At 38.1% G+C, this 22,676-nt stretch carries 22 protein-coding genes; 15 read left to right on the forward strand and 7 right to left on the reverse strand.

Features of this window, described 5'->3' with window-relative positions; all coding sequences use genetic code 11:
• The first annotated feature begins 350 nt into the window (after nucleotides 1-350).
• From G466_RS0110265 to G466_RS0110285, 5 genes are all read left to right on the forward strand, one after another.
• Nucleotides 351-1,811: an oligosaccharide flippase family protein gene (locus tag G466_RS0110265; RefSeq protein ID WP_026813583.1), complete on the forward strand. Its 1,461-nt coding sequence runs from the start codon at nucleotides 351-353 to the stop codon at nucleotides 1,809-1,811.
• Complete coding sequence (dut, locus tag G466_RS0110270) at nucleotides 1,808-2,242, forward strand: dUTP diphosphatase (protein WP_026813584.1); 435 nt, start codon at nucleotides 1,808-1,810, stop codon at nucleotides 2,240-2,242. Before G466_RS0110265 ends, dut begins: the two co-directional genes overlap by 4 nt.
• A gap of 85 nt (nucleotides 2,243-2,327) precedes the next feature.
• Nucleotides 2,328-3,263 (forward strand): tetratricopeptide repeat protein, encoded by a 936-nt coding sequence (locus G466_RS0110275; RefSeq protein ID WP_026813585.1) that lies wholly within the window; start codon nucleotides 2,328-2,330, stop codon nucleotides 3,261-3,263.
• A gap of 4 nt (nucleotides 3,264-3,267) precedes the next feature.
• A complete protein-coding gene (locus G466_RS0110280) occupies nucleotides 3,268-4,065 on the forward strand; it encodes a DUF4292 domain-containing protein (RefSeq protein ID WP_034235291.1) in 798 nt (265 codons plus the stop codon).
• Nucleotides 4,055-5,299 (forward strand): murein hydrolase activator EnvC family protein, encoded by a 1,245-nt coding sequence (locus G466_RS0110285; RefSeq protein WP_026813587.1) that lies wholly within the window; start codon nucleotides 4,055-4,057, stop codon nucleotides 5,297-5,299. Before G466_RS0110280 ends, G466_RS0110285 begins: the two co-directional genes overlap by 11 nt.
• A gap of 147 nt (nucleotides 5,300-5,446) precedes the next feature.
• Here the strand turns inward: G466_RS0110285 and G466_RS0110290 are convergent, their stop codons facing one another.
• A complete protein-coding gene (locus tag G466_RS0110290) occupies nucleotides 5,447-5,959 on the reverse strand; it encodes an acyl-CoA thioesterase (RefSeq protein ID WP_026813588.1) in 513 nt (170 codons plus the stop codon).
• Nucleotides 5,960-6,020: 61 nt separating this feature from the next.
• On the reverse strand, nucleotides 6,021-6,968 hold the full coding sequence (locus G466_RS0110295; protein WP_026813589.1) for an HU domain-containing protein: 948 nt from the start codon (nucleotides 6,966-6,968) through the stop codon (nucleotides 6,021-6,023).
• 104 nt (nucleotides 6,969-7,072) lie between these two features.
• Here G466_RS0110295 and dprA point away from each other — a divergent pair, with 104 nt between their 5' ends.
• On the forward strand, nucleotides 7,073-8,176 hold the full coding sequence (gene dprA / locus G466_RS0110300; RefSeq protein WP_026813590.1) for a DNA-processing protein DprA: 1,104 nt from the start codon (nucleotides 7,073-7,075) through the stop codon (nucleotides 8,174-8,176).
• A 236-nt stretch (nucleotides 8,177-8,412) separates the two neighbouring features.
• Here the strand turns inward: dprA and trpS are convergent, their stop codons facing one another.
• Nucleotides 8,413-9,381: a tryptophan--tRNA ligase gene (gene trpS, locus G466_RS0110305; RefSeq protein ID WP_026813591.1), complete on the reverse strand. Its 969-nt coding sequence runs from the start codon at nucleotides 9,379-9,381 to the stop codon at nucleotides 8,413-8,415.
• A 73-nt stretch (nucleotides 9,382-9,454) separates the two neighbouring features.
• On the opposite strand from trpS, the gene G466_RS0110310 reads away from it, so the two are divergent.
• Entirely contained in the window at nucleotides 9,455-10,198 is a 744-nt protein-coding gene (locus tag G466_RS0110310) for a lysophospholipid acyltransferase family protein (RefSeq protein WP_026813592.1), read from the forward strand.
• Between the two features lie 55 nt (nucleotides 10,199-10,253).
• On the opposite strand, the gene G466_RS0110315 is transcribed toward G466_RS0110310, so the two are convergent.
• The 4 genes from G466_RS0110315 to recA all read right to left on the reverse strand — a co-directional run bounded on the left by G466_RS0110315 (nucleotide 10,254) and on the right by recA (nucleotide 13,959).
• Nucleotides 10,254-11,711 carry an outer membrane beta-barrel protein gene (locus G466_RS0110315; protein ID WP_026813593.1) on the reverse strand — a complete coding sequence of 486 codons (1,458 nt, stop codon included), beginning with the start codon at nucleotides 11,709-11,711 and terminating at the stop codon, nucleotides 10,254-10,256.
• Between the two features lie 39 nt (nucleotides 11,712-11,750).
• Nucleotides 11,751-12,293 (reverse strand): RNA polymerase sigma factor, encoded by a 543-nt coding sequence (locus tag G466_RS0110320; RefSeq protein ID WP_229797197.1) that lies wholly within the window; start codon nucleotides 12,291-12,293, stop codon nucleotides 11,751-11,753.
• A gap of 21 nt (nucleotides 12,294-12,314) precedes the next feature.
• Complete coding sequence (locus tag G466_RS0110325) at nucleotides 12,315-12,758, reverse strand: hypothetical protein (protein ID WP_026813595.1); 444 nt, start codon at nucleotides 12,756-12,758, stop codon at nucleotides 12,315-12,317.
• 193 nt (nucleotides 12,759-12,951) lie between these two features.
• Nucleotides 12,952-13,959, reverse strand: coding sequence for a recombinase RecA (recA, locus tag G466_RS0110330; RefSeq protein ID WP_026813596.1), 1,008 nt, complete (start codon nucleotides 13,957-13,959; stop codon nucleotides 12,952-12,954).
• Between the two features lie 498 nt (nucleotides 13,960-14,457).
• On the opposite strand from recA, the gene trhO reads away from it, so the two are divergent.
• From trhO to G466_RS0110370, 8 genes are all read left to right on the forward strand, one after another.
• Nucleotides 14,458-15,489, forward strand: coding sequence for an oxygen-dependent tRNA uridine(34) hydroxylase TrhO (gene trhO, locus G466_RS0110335; RefSeq protein WP_026813597.1), 1,032 nt, complete (start codon nucleotides 14,458-14,460; stop codon nucleotides 15,487-15,489).
• Nucleotides 15,490-15,620: 131 nt separating this feature from the next.
• Entirely contained in the window at nucleotides 15,621-16,790 is a 1,170-nt protein-coding gene (locus G466_RS0110340) for a PSP1 domain-containing protein (RefSeq protein WP_026813598.1), read from the forward strand.
• Nucleotides 16,783-17,268, forward strand: coding sequence for a gliding motility lipoprotein GldH (locus G466_RS0110345; RefSeq protein WP_026813599.1), 486 nt, complete (start codon nucleotides 16,783-16,785; stop codon nucleotides 17,266-17,268). Before G466_RS0110340 ends, G466_RS0110345 begins: the two co-directional genes overlap by 8 nt.
• 4 nt (nucleotides 17,269-17,272) lie before the next feature.
• Nucleotides 17,273-19,615 carry a penicillin-binding protein 1A gene (locus tag G466_RS0110350; RefSeq protein ID WP_026813600.1) on the forward strand — a complete coding sequence of 781 codons (2,343 nt, stop codon included), beginning with the start codon at nucleotides 17,273-17,275 and terminating at the stop codon, nucleotides 19,613-19,615.
• A 125-nt stretch (nucleotides 19,616-19,740) separates the two neighbouring features.
• Nucleotides 19,741-20,442 (forward strand): CoA transferase subunit A, encoded by a 702-nt coding sequence (locus tag G466_RS0110355; RefSeq protein ID WP_026813601.1) that lies wholly within the window; start codon nucleotides 19,741-19,743, stop codon nucleotides 20,440-20,442.
• Nucleotides 20,443-20,503: 61 nt separating this feature from the next.
• Nucleotides 20,504-20,869, forward strand: coding sequence for a four helix bundle protein (locus tag G466_RS0110360; RefSeq protein ID WP_026813602.1), 366 nt, complete (start codon nucleotides 20,504-20,506; stop codon nucleotides 20,867-20,869).
• Nucleotides 20,870-20,898: 29 nt separating this feature from the next.
• Nucleotides 20,899-21,552 (forward strand): CoA transferase subunit B, encoded by a 654-nt coding sequence (locus G466_RS0110365; protein WP_026813603.1) that lies wholly within the window; start codon nucleotides 20,899-20,901, stop codon nucleotides 21,550-21,552.
• A 370-nt stretch (nucleotides 21,553-21,922) separates the two neighbouring features.
• Nucleotides 21,923-22,438 (forward strand): GNAT family N-acetyltransferase, encoded by a 516-nt coding sequence (locus tag G466_RS0110370; RefSeq protein ID WP_026813604.1) that lies wholly within the window; start codon nucleotides 21,923-21,925, stop codon nucleotides 22,436-22,438.
• Nucleotides 22,439-22,676 lie beyond the last annotated feature (238 nt).

The raw sequence follows: 22,676 nt of genomic DNA on the forward strand, positions 1-22,676 counted from the left end.
ATAATTAGGCAGAGCGGTAGCGAAGCCAAATTATAAAACTGCGGAAGCATTAAATAATTAGGCAGAGCGGTAGCGAAGCCAAATTATAAAACTGCGGAAGCATTAAATAATTAGGCAGAGCGGTAACAATTGAATTATCGAATTTAAAAGAATAAATATAGAGCCCTTCAGAAATGTGGGGCTTTTTTTATGCATAATCTTCACATCACTATTTATTAGACCCCCTTTGTATAACTACAATACACCCTACCTTATAATACCGTAAAATGTTAATCCGTTCCCAAACGTATTTAACTAACTTTGCACTCAGTAATTAAATCTCTATTTTTAAAGTTAATTCATAGTTTTCTTTGAGTCAGATAAAAAAACTTTTCAAGCAGACCTTTATCTATGGCTTGGCAACAGTATTGCCAAGGATGCTATCATTTCTCTTACTACCTCTTTATACAGGAGTTTTAGAAACGGCCGGGTATGGGGAAATAAGCATTATTTTTTCATGGTTTGCTATTTTCAATGTCTTATTGGCGTATGGAATGGAAACCGCCTTCTTTAGGTTCTACAACAAAGCTGAAGATCGAAAGAAAGTAGTGACTACCTCATTAATCTCCATTGGGGCAACTACCCTTATATTTGTTATTATCGCTCTCATCTTTAAGGATGTTATCGCCCATTTAACCAACATAGAAGTCAAATACATCCACTACGCCATTTATATTTTGGCCTTGGATGCTTTGGTCATTGTTCCCTTTGCTTGGCTAAGAGCAAACGAACAACCAATGCGTTATGCGGTGATTAAAATTTTAAACGTCTCCGTGAACTTTGGACTCAACATATTCTTCTTGATCCTGCTACCAAAAATGGTCGCAGAAAACTCCAACACCCTTTTTTCAGGATTGTATAAGCCCAACTTTGAGCTTTCCTATATATTTATTTCCAACCTAATAGCCAGTGCTATTACGCTATTGTTAATGCTAAAACTATACTTAAGACAACCCTATGTTTTTGATAAGCACTTATGGGTTAAAATGATGAAATACGGCCTTCCAGTTCTTGTAGCAGGAATTGCTTTCACCATAAATGAGGTTTTTGATAAAATATTGCTATCCTACCTCTTACCGGAAGCCATCGCGGAAAGTGAAATTGGCAAGTATTCTGCCTGCTACAAACTGGCCATGTTTATGACCTTATTTGCTACAGCATTTAGAATAGGCATAGAACCTTTCTTCTTTAGTCATTCCTCCTCTCAGAACCCACAAAAGGCTTATGCCCAGATTACCAATTACTTTGTAATATTGGGAAGTATTATTTTACTAGGGATAGTCGTTTTTGCCGATTTGCTAAAAGTCCTTTTCGTACGAGACAGCTCTTATTGGGAGGCCATGTCTGTTGTTCCCCTAATTGTTCTAGCCGCTTTTTGCCTCGGAATCTACCACAACCTCTCTGTGTGGTACAAAGTAACGGATAGAACCAAATTTGGCGCTTACATTTCAATAGCTGGAGCTATTCTGACCATAATCATTAATTTTGCTTTTATACCTAGTTTTGGATATAAAGCATCGGCTGTAGCTACCTTAGTAGCTTATGCAACCATGATGGTGTTATCTTATTATTATGGTAAAAAATATTATCCCGTTCCCTATAACCTCAGAAAGATCATTTTTTATTTAGGAGTATCCATTCTCTTCTCTATATTATCCTTCTATGTATTCGATCGGAATTTAGTTATAGGGATATTATTCCTAAGTATCTTTTTAGGTATAGTGTACAAACTTGAAAACGATTCATTAAAACAAATATTTTTAAAAAAATGACAATAAACATTATCAATAAATCGGAACACCCCCTACCCCATTATGAAACTATAGCTTCCGCTGGCATGGACCTAAGAGCCCACCTAACCGAACCAGTTACCTTAAAGCCTATGGAGCGCACCATTATTAAAACTGGGCTATTTATAGAGCTTCCAATAGGAGTTGAAGCACAAGTACGACCTAGAAGTGGATTGGCAGCTAAAAAGGGGATTACCGTACTTAATGCACCTGGAACGATAGACGCGGACTACAGGGGAGAGATTGGCGTGATTCTTGTAAACCTTTCCAATGAAACCTTTATTGTTGAGAATGGCGAACGAATAGCTCAAATGGTCATTGCAAAGCACGAAAGGGCAGATTGGAACAAGGTAGACGTCCTTTCCGAAACCTCACGAGGAGAAGGCGGATTTGGTAGTACGGGTGTAAAATAAGCGTAGTCGTGCGCTCTTTCGCAATTAGATTGCCTTAATTCTGAATTGGATACGTTATTCAATTTTATAAATAGCAGATGGTAAAATGAAAAACATCGGATCGCTTTTTTTTCTTGCTTTAGGGTGCTTATTGATGCCTATAAATACCTATGCGCAAAAAGTGATTTTTGAGGAAGAAGAGAGCTCCGAACTGTTTATGGAAGAATATTCAGATGAATTTCAGGAATTGTTTTTTGAGGCCTTAAAACAAAAAGGAATAGAAAACTATGATAGAGCCATTAACCTATTCTTGGACTGTAAAGCCTTAGGAGCAAACAACCCGGTACTAGACTATCAGCTTGCAAAAGCTTATTTAGCTACTAAAAATTACGTTTTGGCTCAAGAATATGCACTTGCCGCTCTTAATTCCAAACCAGAAAATTATTGGGTCCTTAAAACAGCTTATAACATTTTAGCTGCCCAAGGCCTTAATCTAGAGGACATAAAAAGTCAGCTGCCCTTTACCAATAGCGAATTGCAAAAAAACTTAGTGCTGATCTATTATGAACGTCAAAACTACGAAGCAGCACAGCAAATATTAAAAGGGATGCAACAATCTTCCTTCTTGAAAGAATATACCGTAAAGATAGAAGAATCTATTCGCAATAAACAGGAGAAAACAGAAGAAACACCCATAGAAATGGAGGAGCAGGCGATTCAAGAAAGTCCTATTGACAATTACTTAAAAGCACTTTCAGATTTAATTGCTCAAAGTAATTACAAGGAACTATTAGCAATGAGTTTGGAAGCTTTGGAAAATTTTCCTGCCCAACCTTATTTCTATTACTCCCATGGTTTAGCACTAAATAAAATGGACAAACACAAAGAGGCCGTCTCCATCTTAGAATCAGGAATTGATTTTATCTTGGACGATGAGCGTTTATCAAATAAAATATATAAGGAATTGGCATATGCCTATACTGCTTTGGGAAATTCTTCCAAGGCAAATATGTATCTTAGCAAAATAAAATCAGGCTCATAACACCATGGGAAATCCAACAATAAATTTTCGAAATTGGGCAGTTATCATTAGTATGATAACCCTTTTCATTTCATGTAAATCTACTAGCGTTGTAAAAGACGGTACGGTGGATGAAAATATTAGCGCCAAATCGGTAATCAGAAATCATTATTATAACAAACTCAGCTTTAAAACCCTTAGTGGAAGAATGAAAATAGATTATTCTGACGGAAGCTCTTCTCAGGGTGTTAATGTAACCTTTAGAATGGAAAAGGACAAGGCAATATGGTTAAGTGCCCCCTTGGGCATCGTAAAGGCCTACATCACTCCAGAAAGGGTAACATTTTACAATAAGTTGGACAATGAATATTTTGATGGAGACTTCTCTTATTTAAGTCAGCTTTTAGGAACCGACCTCGACTTTGACAAGGTGCAGAATCTCTTGCTAGGACAGGCTATTTTTGATCTTAGGGATGAAAAATACGCAGTAGATATCGCAAATAATAACTATCAGCTTAAACCCAGAAAATCAGGAGAGCTGTTTAAGACTCTTTTTCAAATAGAGCCATTAAACTATCGCATGGCTACCCAGCAACTTTCCCAGCCTTGGAAAAAGAGAATGTTGGAAGTCCAATACAAAAATTATCAAAAAGTAAGCAATTGGATACTTCCCAATAAAGTTGAGATTCTTGCAATGGATGGAGATAAATCCAATAGCATACAAATTGAATACAGGAATATGGAGTTTAATAAATCGTTAAACTTCCCCTATACAATACCAAATGGTTTTAAAGAAATTGCCTTAAAGGAATATGGGAATTAAACGATCATCTATAGTATATATCCTATTTCTTTTATGCCACCTTGGGGGTACAGGCCTATTTGCACAAACCAGTGAACAAAAAGCCTTAGAAACCAAACGGGAACAATTAGAAAAGGAAATTAAGGAGATTAACCGATTACTTTTTGCAGAAAAGAAAGAAAAGGGGAACGTATTGGACCAAATGGAGGCGATGGACCACAAGATTAATGTACGTCAACAATTAATTCGCGTTACCAATCAACAATCCAATCTTTTAAACAGGCAAATAAATACCAACATAAGAAATATTGGTAAGCTACGTGATGATTTAGACAGATTAAAAGAAGATTACGGCAACATGATCCTTAAATCTTACCAGAACAAATCACAGGAAAGTAGACTTATGTTCCTGCTTTCTTCGGAGGACTTTTTTCAGGCCTTTAAAAGATTACAGTATATGAAGCAATATACCCAGTACCGAAAGGAACAAGGGGAACAAATTCTGGTAAAAACTGATGAACTTACCCAACTAAACAAAGATCTTTCCGAACAACGAAAAGAAAAGGACAGATTAGTTGCCGAGAATACGGCGGTTAAGAACCAGCTGTTTAAAGAAATGCAGTCTCAAAAGGAATTACTAAATACCATTAAGCGCAATGAAAGCAAATATGCTACCCAAATAAAGAATAAACAGCAGGAGGCAAAACGCATTGATGCACAGATAGAGCGATTGATCCGAATGGCAATTGCAGCTTCCAATAAAGAAACTACTAAATCATCGGGAACAAAGGCAGCTAGTAGCAGTACTTTTGTACTAACTCCAGAGGCCACCATAGTAGCCAATAATTTCTCTGCCAATAAGGGGAAGTTAATTTGGCCAGTTGAAAAAGGAATTAAAAGACAAGGCTTCGGAATCTACAAAGATGCCGTTTATCCGGGCATAAAACACCAGAGCAATGGGGTAATAATTGCCACCGATCCAGGCTCCCAGGCCCGCTCTATTTTTGAAGGGGAAGTTATTGCCATCCTCAGTGTTCCTGGCGGAAACAAAGGAGTACAAATAAAACACGGAAATTATATTAGCACCTATTACAATCTGTCTACGGTAAATGTAAAAAAGGGAGATAAGGTCAGTATTAAATCCAATTTAGGGGAAATCTATACCAGTAAGACCAATGGCAACACCCAATTAAAATTCTACCTATACCGTGATTCTACGAAGCTAAATCCGGAAGATTGGATCTATCAACTCTAACTTCCAAGGTGTTTAGAAATAGTAACATGACAAAGCATTTTGCTTAACTTAAAGGGTGTGTGGTACGCCTACTTATAATACGGCCACCGCTAATCTAGGAATAATGAATTCCCGCTTCTATTTGTTTCAACAACTAGCCGGTTGGTGTTAGTCCATGAAGAGGGCTCGTAATTCCGTAGCTTCTTTGGGCTTCATTTTTCCTGCCAGCACCAAACTCAATTGTTTTCTACGTAGAGCGGCGGCGTAACGCTCCTTTTCTAATGGAGTTTCAGGATTCAATTCAGGAATTTGTATTGGTCTACCACTCTCGTCTACCGCAACAAAGGTATATATCGCTTCATTCACCTTGGATTTCTCACCACTAAATCGGTCTTCCATCCATACATCTATGTAAATCTCCATAGAGGTCTTAAACGCTCTAGAAACAGCTGCTTCAACCGTTACTACACTACCCACAGGTACAGCTTGGTTAAAAGCTACATGGTTTACAGACGCAGTAACTGTAATTCGCCTACTATGTCTTCTTGCAGCAATACTAGCAGCCCTATCCATACGGGCCAGTAGCTCACCTCCAAAAAGATTGTTTAGGGGATTTGTTTCACTTGGCAATACCAAGTCGGTCATTAATGTTCGTGACTCACTAGGTGTCTTGGACTGCATAAAGGATAATTTTTTGCCCAAAGGTACGTTGCTATTAAGAAGGTGGGAAATGGAAGTCTATTTATTTTACGGAACGCATCCATGCTTCGGAAGATTCGGACGCTTTTATTTTCCTTAGTTCCTGCAAAGCCTCGTCAGTGTTACTATAGCTGCCATAAGCAACCATGTGCAGCCCGTATTCGTTTTCCCCAATATATAAGGCGTCGTATCCCTTTTCCTTTAGCTGCTCCACCTTTTTATCTGCATTCTCCTTAACACGGAAGGCACCTGCAATGATTTGATGTGCCGCACTTTTTTTAGGAGAACTGATATTAAGCGATATTACGGGCAATTCTAATGGTGCCGTATTAAAAAAGGTAGCTTCTTGTATGTTTCTAGAAACCTGTTGCTCTGCTTCTTGCCTAACCAACTGTTGGGTATTTACATTCTCATTATATAATCGGTAACCAGTAAAACTGGTCGCTACCGCCAATAATATTACTGCAGCATATTTAAAATAAGGCCTATTACTTCTTTCTTTACGTGCTTCGGGAGTTATAGTAAATGGAACCTTTTCTTCCAGTTCCAAAATCTCTTCTTTTAAGATTTCCCTAGTTATTGGAGAAGCTACAAAAGAAGACAGTCCAAATGAAGAAGTTAAATAATTGACTTCATTTGAAGGTTGGAATTGCGTTTTTCCTTCTTGGTTACGCCATAATTCACCAAGATTAGGGAATGATAGCTTTTCGCCTGCTTCCAACTTCAATTTCCACTGTTGAGAGACCCAAGCAATTTTTTTCTGCATGTCTTCATAAGACATTTTTTCAGCATCGGCCATGTAGGATACTAAAAGTCCATCATTGGAAGTAAGTTGCTCATTAAAGGAAATCGTTTTCCTTGGTGGTGAAAAGGTGTTATTGCTTTCGTTGATAACCGCAGACTCCATCTGGGTTAAAAATGCGCCAAATTCCGGCACCATAACGCAATTATATCTATAAAGTAGCTCCGCTATATAATGTTCCGTTCCCATAAGGACAAAGATTGTAAATATTCTACAAGTTAAAAACCCTTACCCCATCTTTTTATTAACATAAATTTTTATGTATTTTGTGAACAACTAAGCGCTACTTATAAATGACTAAAGATGAAATAATTGCCCTTTTGCGATTGCAGAACGTCCCCAATATAGGAGATATTACCGCTAAAAAATTAATCGCTCATTGTGGTGGACCCGAAGCAGTTTTTTCTAAAAAGTTAGATTCTCTCCTCAAAATTGATGGTATTGGCAATTACACTATAAGAGGCCTATTAGACACTGAACATTTAGAAGCAGCACAAGAAGAATTCAACTTCATCAAAGAAAACGATATTCAACTATATCCTTTTACAGACCCTAATTACCCCGCTTATCTAAAGCATTGTATTGACGGTCCCATTTTACTTTTTGGAAGTGGTAAAATCGATTTGGACAAAAGAAAGATAATAAGCGTAGTAGGTACCAGAAACATTACTAGTTATGGCACTGCTTTCTGTGAGGAACTTATTGAAGAATTAGCCCCGCTAAACCCTATCATTGTAAGCGGTTTTGCCTACGGGGTGGATATCTGCGTACAAAAAGCGGCGATTAAAAATGGACTACAAACCATAGGCTGTTTGGCGCATGGTTTAAATCAAATTTATCCAAAACTCCATAAACGGTTTGTAGTAGAGGTAGAAAAGAACGGAGGGTTTTTAACTGAATTTTGGAGCACCTCTCAACCTGAAAGAGAGAATTTCTTGAGGCGAAATAGAATAATTGCCGGAATGAGCGAAGCTACTGTGGTAATAGAATCGGCCGAAAAAGGAGGCAGTTTGGTTACAGCTGATATTGCCAACAGCTATAACAGGGATGTGTTTGCAGTACCAGGCAGGGTGCAAGACAGATATAGTTCTGGCTGCAACAATCTTATTAAACAACAAAAGGCGCAAATGATTACCTCAGCTGCTGACTTAATCTATATGTTGGGATGGGAATTAGAAGACCAACAGCCCAACGCAATACAAAAACAATTGTTCGTAGAATTAGATGATACGGAAAAAAATATTTACAACTACCTCCAAAAAGGAGGAAAACAAATGCTTGATACCATTGCCCTAGATTGCAATCTTCCTATTTTTAAGGTATCATCTACCCTATTAAATATGGAAATGAAAGGGGTAATAAGACCCTTACCAGGCAAACTATTTGAAGCGATTTAAAACTATCTTCGCCACCAAACTCATCTAATAAAACCCTTTATTGTATAAAATTTAGACCGCTATAATTTTCAAATCCGCATCTGCTTACCGATCAATTGGTATGTAGCGCACATTTCTGAGCACATACATTGACCATTTTTGCCCGTACATTCGGAAACATTGCCAATCAACGCTAATTACCTCGTAAAGTAAGAAATGAGCACTAATAACAAGGGACCGAGCGGTTTTTTATGATTTTAGTAGCCTACTTTGGTTCTCACCCTTGCCAAAACCTCATCGGCTACCACCCTGGCCTTTTGTGCGCCTATCTCAAGAGCAGTATCCAGTTCATCCAAGTGGGTCATATAGTAATCAAACTTCTCACGAGCTTCTCCAAATCGGTCCAATATTACTTCGTACAACGCTTGCTTGGCATGTCCGTAACCATAATTCCCTCTAAGGTAATTTTCCTGCATTTCTGCCACCTGACTTTCCGAAGCCACTATTTTATAAAGGGCAAAAACAGTATCAGTATCCGGATTTTTTGGATCTTCCATAGGTGTACTATCCGTTTGGATTCCCATAATCTGCTTTCTCAATTTCTTATCGGATTGAAAAAGACTGATTAAATTCCCTTTACTCTTGCTCATTTTAACGCCATCCGTTCCTGGAATATACATAGTCTCTTCTTGCACCTTTCCATTTGGCAATACAAATGTCTCCCCTAGCTGAGCATGGAATCTTGAGGCTACATCACGCGCCATTTCTAAATGCTGCATTTGATCTTTCCCTACGGGCACGATTTCTGCGTCATAGAGTAATATGTCTGCTGCCATTAACATAGGATAATAAAAGAGCCCAGCATTAACGTCATCTAACCTATCTGCCTTGTCCTTAAAAGAATGAGCCAAAGTAAGACGCTGATAGGGAAAAAAACAACTTAGGTACCACGCCAATTCCGCAGTTTGAGGAATATCACTCTGACGATAAAATACCGTTTTATTTATATCTAAACCGAATGCTAGCCAAGTAGCGGCCACGGCATACGTGTTATTTCGCAATTCTGCACCATTTTTAATTTGAGTAAGCGAGTGCATATCAGCAATAAAAAGAAAAGATTCGTTCTTAGGGTCGTTTGCCATATTTATGGCTGGGATAATTGCCCCCAATATATTTCCCAAATGTGGGGTTCCCGTACTTTGTATTCCTGTTAATATTCGTGCCATGACATTATTTTCAAAAGACTACAAAGGTAAAAGAAATCCTAAAAGAGAACTTATAATTATTATTTTTGATTTCATGATTTCAATACTGAAAAAAATAGGCTATACGTTATATCGTATATGGTTTTATATTTTAGTTGCTCTACCCATTTTGGTGATGCTACCCCTACTTGTGCTCTTTACCATGTCCGAGAAAACTTATGCACAATTCTTTTGGTTGGCTAGGAATATTTGGGCAAACTGTATTCTTTATGGAATGGGGTGTTTCCCCAAAATAAAGAGGGAGCAAAAATTAATAAAAGGCGAAAGTTATATGCTGGTAGCCAACCACACCAGCATGTTAGATATTATGCTGATGTTAAAAGTGAGTAGAAATCCTTTTGTTTTTATCGGAAAAAAGGAGTTAGTAAAAATCCCCCTATTTGGATTCTTCTACAAAAGGGTATGTATAATGGTAGATCGCGAAAGCTCAAAAAGTAGAACTGCAGTATACAGAAGAGCACAAAGACGATTAAACCAAGGCTTAAGTATTTGTATTTTTCCAGAAGGTGGCGTGCCCGAGGAAGAGATTATATTAGACAATTTTAAAGATGGTGCCTTTAAAATGGCTACAGCTCATAATATACCCATTGTTCCTATTACCTTTTGCGACAACAAAAAACGGTTTTCCTTCACCTTTTTTAGTGGAGGCCCAGGAAAAATACGCGCACGAGTCCATAAGTTTATCCAAACAGACCAACTAAATATGGAAGAAAAAATTAAACTAAAAGAAAAGGTAAGGACGGTTATACTAAAAGACCTAGAAGCCAATTGCAAATAAGCCTGTTAGCTATATTTATTTGGGTCCATCTTATAACAAATAGAAGTCAATAGCTTTAGAATTTAAAACTAAAACCACTATAGACCCCAATAGAGTAAGGGTTGAAATTTCCAGAAGTATCATTAAAAGTATTCAACTGGTACTTAAACACGGGTTCTACATTCAACTTTAAATTGCCGCTAAATTCATAATTAAGCCCAAGTCCAATATTTGTACTAAAATTCACGGAGTTAATATTATTGGCTTCCCCTAATTCCGTAGTCTGTCCACTAGATTGCAAGACCACCACATTATCTGTTAAAAAAAGTGAGCTTAGTCCACCAATCAGGTTTACTCCAAATTTACTGTCCAAGATAGCGTAATTCACTTCCAAAGGAACTTCTAAATATCCAATTTGTTGCCCCATTTTCCCCATACGGGCAGGACTCTTACCGGTAAAATCCAGAGCAACCTGCATATCAGACTGCGGAGCTCCCAACTGCCTCCTAGTTTCCCTAAGCACAATAGATTGGGCAGTATTAGTATAATTAATATTAGTTAGCTGAGCTTGGGCAGGGGCGTTAAAAGAAGAAGAAAAAGACACATCATTGGTATTATAACCAAAGTCCACTTTATGTATCCCCGAACGTATGCTAACTTTTTTAGAAACCTCATAAGCCACATTCACCCCATAGCTGAGCGTAACATTTCCAGTTTTGGAATTGGATGCCAAGATGGAATTAATGGGAGACCCTTCTCCAATACCATTAAAATAAACAGGGGCCACACTCGGTCCCGCAGACCATTTGCCTCCTTTTGCAGTCGCAACTTTAATGTCTTCCTCCCGATTTTCTATCTCGTCAAAAATGGACTTTTTCTTGGGGTCTATTTTTTCTGTAGAAGTTTCGGATATATCAGTTAATTGGTCTTCCCCTTGTTTGCCAAAATTATCCCCAACTACTAACTGATGACCATCTAGGCTCTGATTGTCATCTAACCCAGGCTGACCCTCTAAAACAGGATTTACTTTATCTTTAATTTCACTTCCACCATCAGCAATATCCATTACTCTAGCGTTCCTAACATTCATTAATACATCAGCATCGTCTTTTTTCGATGAAGAGGATACAATTACAGCATTAGAATTATGTTTTTTCTTGGCATCTACATTGACTATTGCATTCTTAACAGGCTCTTCCCTTTCTTCCTGCACTGTGGTTAAGGCGGGAGTCTCCTTTACAGATTCCTTTAAAATGGTATTGAATTTTTCATTAACATCCTCTACCGCTTTATTTTCTACATCTGTAATAATGGGATCTACGTTTGTAGTACCCGAAAATGGATTAATAGCCACGAACAATATAGCCAATACCGCTGCTACCCCACTAAGTTTCCACCAAAATGGCACAATCCTTCTGGACTTACCTTTCTTATCCAAAGAGGCCTCTATAGAACTCCAGACTTTACTGTCGGGAACTACCTGAAAGTCGGCCAACTTTTCTTGGAATAATTTGTCTAAATTATTTTCGCTCATACACTGTACTCTTGGGCAGCTTGAAATTAATGTTAAGGCCTATCCCTCCACATGTATCCTTGCTTTGTTCGCTTCTATTTTTTCTTTCAATATTTTCCTGGCCCTAGCCAAATTAGATTTTGAGGTTCCTTCGGAGGTTCCCAACATTTCACTTATCTCTTTATGACTATACCCGTCCAATACATATAAATTAAATGTAAGTCGATATTTATCTGGTAGTTCTTGGATATACCGCAATAGAACCTGCAGGTCCACATCCACATACTCTGCTTCCTCTATAGCCTCCTCCTGTATATTGTCGGACACTAAGGATAAGCTTTCTTGTTTCCTATATTTCTGTAGCACCGTATTTATGGTAATTCGCTTCATCCAACCTTCAAAAGACCCTTGATGCTTAAACTGATCTATCTTACTGTAGATTGTCATAAAACTATCGTGCAAGCTGTCTTCGGCCTCCGTTTTATTGCGTGAGTATTTAAGGCAAATACCGAACAATATCCGGGAGTAATCCCGATATAACTGCTCTTGTGCCTGCCTACTCCCGTTTTTACAATTATTGATGAGCTCAATTGGATTACTCAAAATACAGTATGGGTTATGCTACTATTCCTTGTTCTGATCCGAACTCCCTGAGGTTACAGGAACTGTAAACTCTAGGTATTCTGAATCTCCATTTTCGTCCTCTCCTGTCCAAAATTTAAACAAATAAGGTTGATTGTACAAAACTTCAAAGTTAAATGAAGCCGTTACCTCCTCCAGTTTTTCTGTACATTGCGCATTGTCATCTTCAATGACCGATCCTACAGCGACCACTTTACGGGTAGTAAGCTCTTCCTTCACTACATCAAATCCCTCAAAATAAGTACAGTTGTTAGGCCTAATATAAGTAACTTTTATCTTATAGATATTGCCATATTCAAACGATTCCGGCATTTCTACAGATTCCACCTTCAATGCTTCAAAATGGTAATTAACTCCGTCATCTACAGAGCAGGAAGCCAATACAGAAGAAATGATAACAACCAGTAAAAAGAGTGTTCTTTTCATGTTTTATTACGTTTACGTTTAAAATTAATTAATGGAAACTTCAATTACTATTTAAGACTCGAAAAACAGCATCTAGTTTAAATTAACTTTCAGTTTCAAAACAATTTCTTTTTATTAGTAGATGTAGTTTAAAACAAAGGTTGCGTGGTGGTCAAAAAAAAATCCCGAGTAAATCGGGATTTTCTATTTGCAATTACAGCTTCACTGTTTTGATAGCTTCTATTATCTTACCTTCCAGCTCCTCCAGCAACTCTGGATTGTCTAAAAGCAGGTTTTTAACGGCATCTCTACCTTGACCCAGTTTGGTGTCACCATAACTAAACCAAGAGCCACTTTTCTTAACGATCTCGAATTCGACTCCTAAATCAATTATTTCCCCGACTTTGGAAATTCCTTCACCGTACATGATATCGAACTCGGCAGTCCTAAATGGAGGAGCCACCTTATTTTTTACGACTTTCACTCGTGTTTTATTTCCTTGCACCCCGCCATCTGTATCTTTAATCTGCGTAGATCTTCTAATATCCAAACGAACGGAAGCGTAGAATTTTAGGGCATTTCCACCAGTAGTAGTTTCGGGGTTACCGAACATTACACCAATTTTCTCCCGTAACTGGTTAATAAAGATAACCGTACAATTAGTCTTGCTAATAGATCCTGTTAACTTTCTTAAGGCTTGTGACATTAAACGGGCATGAAGTCCCATCTTAGAATCCCCCATCTCACCTTCTATCTCACTCTTGGGCGTCAATGCCGCAACGGAATCGATCACCACAATATCAATAGCACCAGATCTAATTAAATTATCGGCAATTTCTAACGCCTGCTCTCCATGGTCTGGTTGTGATATAATTAAATTGTCTATATCTACCCCTAACTTCTGAGCGTAAAAACGGTCAAATGCATGCTCTGCATCAATAAAGGCTGCAATCCCCCCATTCTTTTGTGCTTCTGCCATGGCATGAAGGGTTAGGGTAGTCTTACCAGAAGATTCTGGTCCGTATATTTCAATAACCCTTCCACGTGGATATCCACCTACACCAAGTGCAACATCTAATCCTAAAGAACCGGAAGATATAACTTCAACATCTTGTGCCACACTATCCCCCATCTTCATTACTGCACCCTTGCCGTACGTCTTATCTAATTTATCTAGGGTAAGTTTTAATGCTTTTAATTTTGCTTCTTTTTCAGAACTCATTTTCATATCGTATTAAGGACGCTAAAATACCACTTCTTTTTGCATAAAACCATCTAAAAAGCGGATTTTCTAGGTCGTATTCACCTACATAATAGGCTACATAAATAAGAGATCCTATAAAAAATAGGCGTTTCCACCCGGAACCCCACTCCTATTGCAAAGGGTTGTTTTATAGACTATTCCCTAAAGTTTTTTATTATTTTAAGGCGTACGCAACCTTTTTAGAATTATAACATCTAACTAATAACTAACTCAAATAACATTGCTTATTGTTTTTGGTAGAACAATAAGGGTTGTGCGTCAATACTGAATCCTAAGTCTATGAAAAAGAGTATTGGTATTGACCAAATTAAAGGGGTCTTGAACATTCAAGATCCTTTTTTTGTACACTAATTCCAGCTTCCATTACTTAAAAATGAGCTAATAGTTTTTAAACCCGCCTTGGAAATATTAAATTTGCACTTTTAATAACTACTTTAACTTAAATATTAGTATAGCATGCAACTGTACAATACCTTAAGTGCAAAGGAAAGGGAAGCTCTTATTGAGGAGGCAGGTAAAGAACGCCTAACTATTTCTTTCTACAAATATGCACATATTGGCAATCCGTCAATTTTTCGAAATCACTTATTTATCCATTGGAACGAATTAGATGTTCTAGGTCGTATTTACGTTGCCCACGAAGGAATAAATGCGCAGCTATCTGTTCCTGCAGAGAACTTTGCGGCTTTTAAATCTCATTTAGACAGTATTATTTTTTTAGAGAACGTACGTCTAAACATCGCCATAGAACAAGACAATAAATCCTTTTTAAAACTAAAGGTAAAGGTTAGAAAGAAAATTTTGGCCGATGGCTTAAACGATGCCACCTTTGATGTCACCAACAGAGGAGTTCATGTAAACGCAGAAACTTTCAATACCCTAATCGAAGATCCGGATACTATACTGGTAGATATGCGTAACCATTACGAAAGTGAAATTGGGCATTTTAAAAATGCCCTAACTCCGGATGTGGACACCTTTAGGGATTCATTGGATATTATAGAACAAGATCTGGCCGACCATAAAGAAGATAAAAAGCTTGTGATGTACTGCACCGGAGGGATTAGATGTGAAAAGGCAAGCGCCTATTACAAACATAAGGGCTTTAAGCAGGTTTACCAACTGGAAGGAGGAATCATAGAATACACCCGACAGGTAAATGACCAAAATCTTGAAAATAAGTTTATAGGGAAAAATTTTGTATTTGACCACAGGCGCGGCGAACGTATCACAGACCATGTAATCGCCAATTGCCATCAATGTGGAAACCCCTGTGATGTACATGTAAACTGTGCCAATGAAGCCTGTCACCTGCTTTTTATTCAGTGTGATTCCTGTTCAGAAAAAATGGATAATTGTTGTTCCAATGAATGTAAGGAGATAAATGCCCTCCCCTATGAAGAGCAGAAAAAATTAAGAAGAGGTAAGGTGGTCAGCAATAAAATCTTTAAAAAAGGAAGATCAGAAGTGCTTACCTATAAGAAGTAGGAGACTATTTGCATCAAGGTTCACTCTTTCTTTTCATCGCTTAAAAAAAACACTATCTTTACGGTTGATAAAAATTATGAACCTTTTTCGGTGAAATCATTACATTTTTTCACCGAACCAACATATTAATTATGGGTTGTAGCAGTTGTTCAACCGGTAAGGACGGACAGCCAAAAGGATGCAAGAACAATGGGACTTGTGGTACCGATGGCTGTAATAAATTGACGGTATTTGATTGGCTTTCCAATATGTCGCTTCCAAATGGGCAAAAACCATTTGACTGCGTGGAAGTCCGCTTTAAAAATAGTAGAAAAGAATTTTTTAGAAATTCCGAAAACCTTTCACTTTCCATCGGGGATATTGTAGCCACTCAGGCTACATCTGGTCACGATGTGGGCATGGTTACCCTTACCGGAGAATTGGTACGGGTACAGATGAAAAAGAAGAAAGAAGATTATACTAATCCTCAACTTCCTACAATTTATCGAAAGGCCTCCCAGAAGGATATCGATAAATGGCAGAAATGCAGAGACAGGGAAGAAGAGATAAAAAAGAGAGCTCGGGAAATTGCTATCATCCTAAAGCTTCAAATGAAAATTTCCGATGTGGAATTTCAAGGAGATGGTTCCAAAGCTACTTTTTATTATACTGCGGAAGATAGGGTAGATTTTAGGCAGTTGATAAAGGATATGGCCAAGGCCTTCGGTATCCGAATAGAGATGAGACAGATTGGATACAGGCAGGAGGCCCAACGTTTAGGTGGAATTGGCTCTTGTGGTAGAGAATTGTGTTGCTCTACTTGGTTAACAGATTTTAGATCGGTTAGCACCTCTGCAGCACGTTACCAGCAGCTTTCTTTAAATCCGCAAAAACTGGCCGGACAGTGTGGAAAACTAAAATGCTGCCTTAATTATGAACTGGACGTCTATTTAGATGCCCTGAAAGATTTCCCTAGTCAGGATACGAAGCTGTTTACGGAAAAAGGAATGGCCTTTTGCCAGAAGATTGATATTTTTAAAGGGTCACTTTGGTTTTCTTATAAAGATCAACCTGCCAATTGGCATGAGTTAACTAAAGATCAGGTAATTAAAATCCAAGAAAAGAACAAGAAAAAAGAAAAGGTCGCCAGCTTGGAGGAATATGCCGTAGAAAACGTAGAAGAACTAGAAAAGGTGTTCGAAAATGTAGTAGGACAAGACAGCCTTACCCGTTTTGATGCTCCAAAAAGAACTAAAAACAAGAAAAGAAGCAAGAAAAGAAGAAAGCCCGCTCCTAAAAAAAGACCCACAAACAATGCTTAGAGCTTTAGCATCACTTATCATGGTAGCCTTAATTGTTTCCTGTGATGGGCAAACTATTAGATCTGGTTATACTGCCACAGATAATGGGCTGTGGCATAAGGACAGTATTATGCAATTTCAATTTAATGGGATAGATACCGTACAACCCTATAATATTTTCATCAATATAAGAAATGACCAAACCTTTCCTTATAGCAATCTATTCCTAATTGCAGAACTAAACACCCCTAACGGAGATTTAGTAAGGGACACCTTGGAGTATGAAATGGCGCTCCCAAATGGCCAATGGTTAGGGAGTGGTAATGGCAGTTTAAAAGAAAATAAATTGTGGTATAAGGAAAACATCATTTTTCCATCTTCTGGCGTATATACCTTAAAAGTATCACACGCAATGCGAAAAAACGGCCAGGTAGAAGGCATCGCAGAATTAGAAGGCATTACCGATGTTGGATACCAAATAGAAAAACTTAATCCCTAGGCCCATGGCGACCGCAAAGAAAAAAACAAAAAAGAAAGGAAACAGTTTTATAAAATTTATTAAATGGTTTTGGATCTTATTTATTACAGGAATCCTTTCTGTAATTTTAATATTCTTAATGACAGCTTGGGGAGTTTTTGGACCCATGCCAGAATACGAACGATTGGAGAATCCACAAACCAATCTGGCCAGTGAGATCATCTCTTCCGATGGAGAAACGCTTGGAAAGTTCTATCTAGATGACAACAGAACAGATGTAAAGTTTGAAGACCTGCCCAAAACGCTGGTACAAGCGTTAATTGCAACAGAGGACGCACGCTACTATGATCACTCCGGTATAGACGCAAGAGGAACAATTAGAGCCTTTGCTTTTTTAGGAAAAAGAGGAGGGGCAAGTACTATTTCACAACAATTGGCCAGACAGCTATTTGTTGGAGTTCGATCTAAGAATTTATATGAAACCATTACCCAGAAATTAAAAGAATGGGTTTTGGCCACTAGGTTAGAACGCAGCTATACCAAAGAAGAAATCATTAAAATGTACCTCAACATTTATGATTTTAACTATAATGCTGACGGTATTAGATCCGCGGCCAGAATTTACTTTGGAAAAGAACCCAGCAATCTAAAAATAGAGGAATCGGCGGTATTGGTAGGGATGTTAAAAAATTCATCCTATTACAACCCACTGAGAAGGGAAAAGTTGGTTTTCGACCGAAGAAATACCGTGTTGGGACAAATGGCTAAATACGATTTTATCACTGAAAAGGAGAAAGATTCGCTACAGGCCCTAAAAATGGATATTAATTTTAGTCCGGAATCCCACAGGGAAGGGATAGCGACCTATTTTAGAATGTACCTCCAAGGATTTATGCGCAAGTGGATAGAACAAAATCCCAAGCCTGCCATTAAAGGGGAACGAGATAAATGGAACATCTTTTTGGACGGATTAAGAATATACACCACCATAGACTCTAGAATGCAGAAAAATGCGGAAGATGCGGTTTCCGAACATATGAAGCGTTTGCAAGCCGAATTCTTTCATCAAAATACACCAGAAAGAAATAAAACTGCACCATTTATACAGGAATTTCCCGGGGAGATAGATCGCATAATGGACCGTGGCATGAAAACCTCCGATCGTTGGCGCAACATGAAAGCCAATGGCAAATCGGAAAAGGAGATTAGAGCGTCTTTTGATAAACCAACCGAAATGACCGTTTTTGATTGGAATAGTGAGACTCAGGACAAGGACACTATAATGACTCCTATGGACTCCATCCGCTATTATAAATCTTTCTTAAGGGCAGCTATGATGTCCATGGAACCACAAACGGGGCACGTAAAAGCTTGGGTAGGCGGACTCAATTACAAACATTTTCAATATGATAACGTTTACCAAGGCGCTAGACAGGTAGGTTCTACTTTTAAGCCCTTTGTGTATGCCGCGGCAATTGACCAGTTAAGGTTATCGCCCTGCGACGGGCTGTATGACAACCAATATTGTATTGAAGCAAACAAACACGGAAACCCCGATCCTTGGTGTCCCAAAAATGCTGACGGCAAGTATTCCGGGAATTTAATTACTCTAAAACATGCCTTGGCCAATTCCGTAAACACTATAACTGCTCAATTGATAGACCGGGTGGGTCCAGAAGCAGTGATCGAGATCACAAAAAACTTAGGTATTACAGGAGATATTCCTGCTGTTCCATCCATTGCATTAGGAAGTGCAGACCTTAATGTTTATGAAATGGTAGGCGCCTACGGTGCATTTGCCAATCAAGGAGTTTATGTAAAACCTGTAATGGTTACTAGGATCGAGGATAAAAATGGTACCGTCTTATTTGAATATGTTCCAGAAACCAAGGACGTGCTTAGTAAGGATGTAGCCTATGCTATGGTAGACTTAATGTCTGGCGTAACGCAAGGTGGATCCGGAACCAGACTTAGAACCAAAGGTGCGGAAAAATGGAATAAGGTTTACGAAGAAATTATTACAGGATATCCATACGGATTTACAAACCCTATTGCCGGTAAGACAGGAACCACACAAAATCAAAGTGACGGATGGTTTATGGGCATGGTGCCTAATTTAGTCACTGGAGTTTGGGTAGGCGGTGAAGATAGAGCAACACACTTTAGGTCCCTCGCATACGGTCAGGGAGCATCTATGGCCCTTCCAATTTGGGGATTGTACATGCAAAAGAATTATAAGAACAAAGAATTAGGTGTTTCTGATGGGAATTTTGAAAAGCCAGAGAATTCATCCATCAATGTAGACTGCAATAACATTAGTGAAGAAAATGACGATGATATAGACACAGAAGACGATTTGGATTTCTAAAGTTATCTGCTACAATCTTCAAGAAAAATGCCCTAGCTTTTACCTAAAGTTAAGGGCATTTTTTCGTTTAAATCATGTATTTTAGAGGAAGTACTTTTATCAAGCTAATATTAAAATTATAACAAATGATACGGAAAACAGTTGCCAATGCAGCGGAAGCCTTAAAAGGTATCCAAGATGGAATGACCTTGATGCTTGGAGGATTTGGATTATGCGGCATCCCAGAAAATACAATCACGGAATTGGTGAAAATGGAAGTAAAGGACCTAACCTGTATTTCCAATAATGCTGGAGTAGATGATTTTGGACTGGGGTTACTACTACACAAGCACCAAATAAAAAAAATGATATCGTCATATGTGGGAGAGAATGACGAGTTTGAACGGCAAATGCTAAGCGGGGAGTTAGAGGTAGAATTAACCCCACAGGGTACCCTAGCAGAAAAATGTAGGGCCGCACAAGCAGGGTTCCCCGCGTTCTATACCCCCGCCGGTTATGGCACCGAAGTAGCTGAAGGAAAGGAAACTAGAGAATTTAATGGTAAGATGTATGTGTTGGAAGAAGCCTTTAAAGCCGATTTTGCTTTTGTAAAGGCTTGGAAAGGCGATGAAGCAGGGAACCTTATTTTTAAGGGAACTGCGCGAAATTTTAACCCAGTTATGTGCGGAGCCGCTAAAATTACGGTAGCAGAAGTAGAAGAGTTGGTCCCCGCTGGGGAATTAGATCCCAATCAGGTTCATGTGCCAGGCATCTTTGTACAACGTATTTTTCAAGGCTCCAACTATGAGAAAAGAATAGAACAGCTAACTGTAAGGAAGCGTGATTAATCAATTTGGAGCTTAGCTAATGTGTTAATTTGAAAATGGGTTGATATAAAATGACTAAAATATGAGAAAGGATAAGGAAAATATGATAGTTAAGAAAACCTTTGATTTCTCTCTCGAAATTATAGAATATTCCGTAAAGTTAAGGGCCTTAAAGAAATACGAAATGGCATCTCAATTATTCAGAAGCAGAACATCAATAGGTGCAAATACTTGGGAGGCTCAAAACGGAGAAAGTAAAGCAGACTTTATTCACAAATTTAAACTTGCGGCTAAGGAAGCAGACGAAACTTCCTATTGGATTGAGCTTTGCAAGGCCTCTGAGCACTATCCAAATCCTAAACCCATTCTTTTTACAGAATTAAACTTAATTATTCTCATCAGTTCAAAAATACTAGGCACAACAAAGCGAAGTACATTGCCAAACTAAAAAATTACCAAATTTTCAAATCAAAAATTATGTTGGACAAAAACGGAATTGCAAAGCGAATAGCACAGGAAATAAAAGATGGATATTACGTAAACCTAGGAATTGGAATACCAACTTTAGTGGCCAATTTTGTTCGGGATGATATCAGCGTGGAATTCCAAAGCGAAAATGGGGTACTGGGAATGGGTCCCTTCCCATTTGAAGGGGAAGAGGATGCCGATATTATTAATGCAGGGAAGCAAACAATTACAACACTCCCCGGAGCGTCATTTTTTGATTCCGCAACAAGTTTTGGAATGATTAGGGGACAACACGTAAATCTTACTATTTTGGGCGCTATGGAAGTTGCTGAAAACGGAGATATCGCCAATTGGAAAATTCCAGGTAAAATGGTGAAAGGGATGGGGGGAGCAATGGATCTCGTAGCCTCTGCAGAAAATATTATTGTCGCCATGATGCATACCAATCGACAAGGGGAATCCAAATTATTAAAAAAATGCAGCCTGCCGCTTACTGGCGTAGGATGTGTTAAAAAGATAGTGACCAACTTAGCGGTACTAGAAGTTGTTCCTAATGGATTTAAACTCTTGGAAAGAGCACCCGGAATAACCATTGATGAAATAAAAAAGGCAACCGAAGGAAATTTAATAATAGATGGAGAAATTCCAGAGATGTTAATTTAATATTTTCTAGTTATTCATTGGCTTTCAATAACTTATTATTATCAATCACAACAAGTATTGTACGATTCACAACAAATTTTAAGTCAATTCGTAATGTTGTATTATATTAGGCTCATCATAAAAGTTAAACCCCAAATTTCACTGAACTAAAATATTTTTACTATGGACGCCCAAATAAATCACAACCCTACACAAGAAAAGATTCAGGTTTATTATAACGACTTCTATCATGGATTCGTACGATTGACCAAGAAGTTGTTTATGTTGTAAACATAGAGAAACGAAACAAATGAGAGCAATGCACAATACATTGCTCTCTTTTTATTTTAAACCTCACCCCAAAACACTACTTTTAAGATAAAAGCAGGAAATGGAAATCCAGATAATACTTTGCTCAGTTAGCGATTTGGCTGCGTTAATCAACCTCGGAAAGTGTACTTTTACTGAATCTTTTGAGGAGCAGAATAACCCTGACGACTTTAACCATTACCTAGAAACCGCATTTTGCAGGACAGAAATTTTAAAGGATTTAGAAGATCCCAATACCTCCTATTACTTTGTGACCAAAGATGCCATAAAGGTTGGATATTTTAAAGTGAACCAAGCAAAATCGCAGACAGATATTAAGGATGATTTGGCCTTGGAACTAGAGCGAATTTATGTACTAAAAGAATTTCAAGGTAACGGGATTGGAGGCCGAATTTTGAATTGGGTAATTAAAAAGGCTCGATTCTTAAACAAAAAGTACCTTTGGCTTGGGGTCTGGGAATACAATCTAAAAGCCATTAATTTCTACAAACAAAATGGTTTTAAAAAGTTTGGTACCCACCCCTATTATATTGGTAAGGACAAGCAAACGGATTGGTTAATGAAATACGAACTTTAAGCCCTCAATACTTCCCATTTATTTTTTCTGACAGCTGCACCCGCTTTAATAAATTTGTCCTGGCCCACATATGGGCATATTGTATATTTCCATCTCCCATTCTAATAATCACCTATTCGAATTATGTGATACTTCTCAATTTAAATACTCCGATAATAAAATCCGGGTTATTTCACTATAGCGATTTTTGGCCCTAGTATTTTAATATCATTTATTGAATATAGTTAAACAGAAGTTA

The organism is Arenibacter certesii DSM 19833 (assembly GCF_000429545.1).
Classification (GTDB): Bacteria; Bacteroidota; Bacteroidia; order Flavobacteriales; family Flavobacteriaceae; genus Arenibacter; species Arenibacter certesii.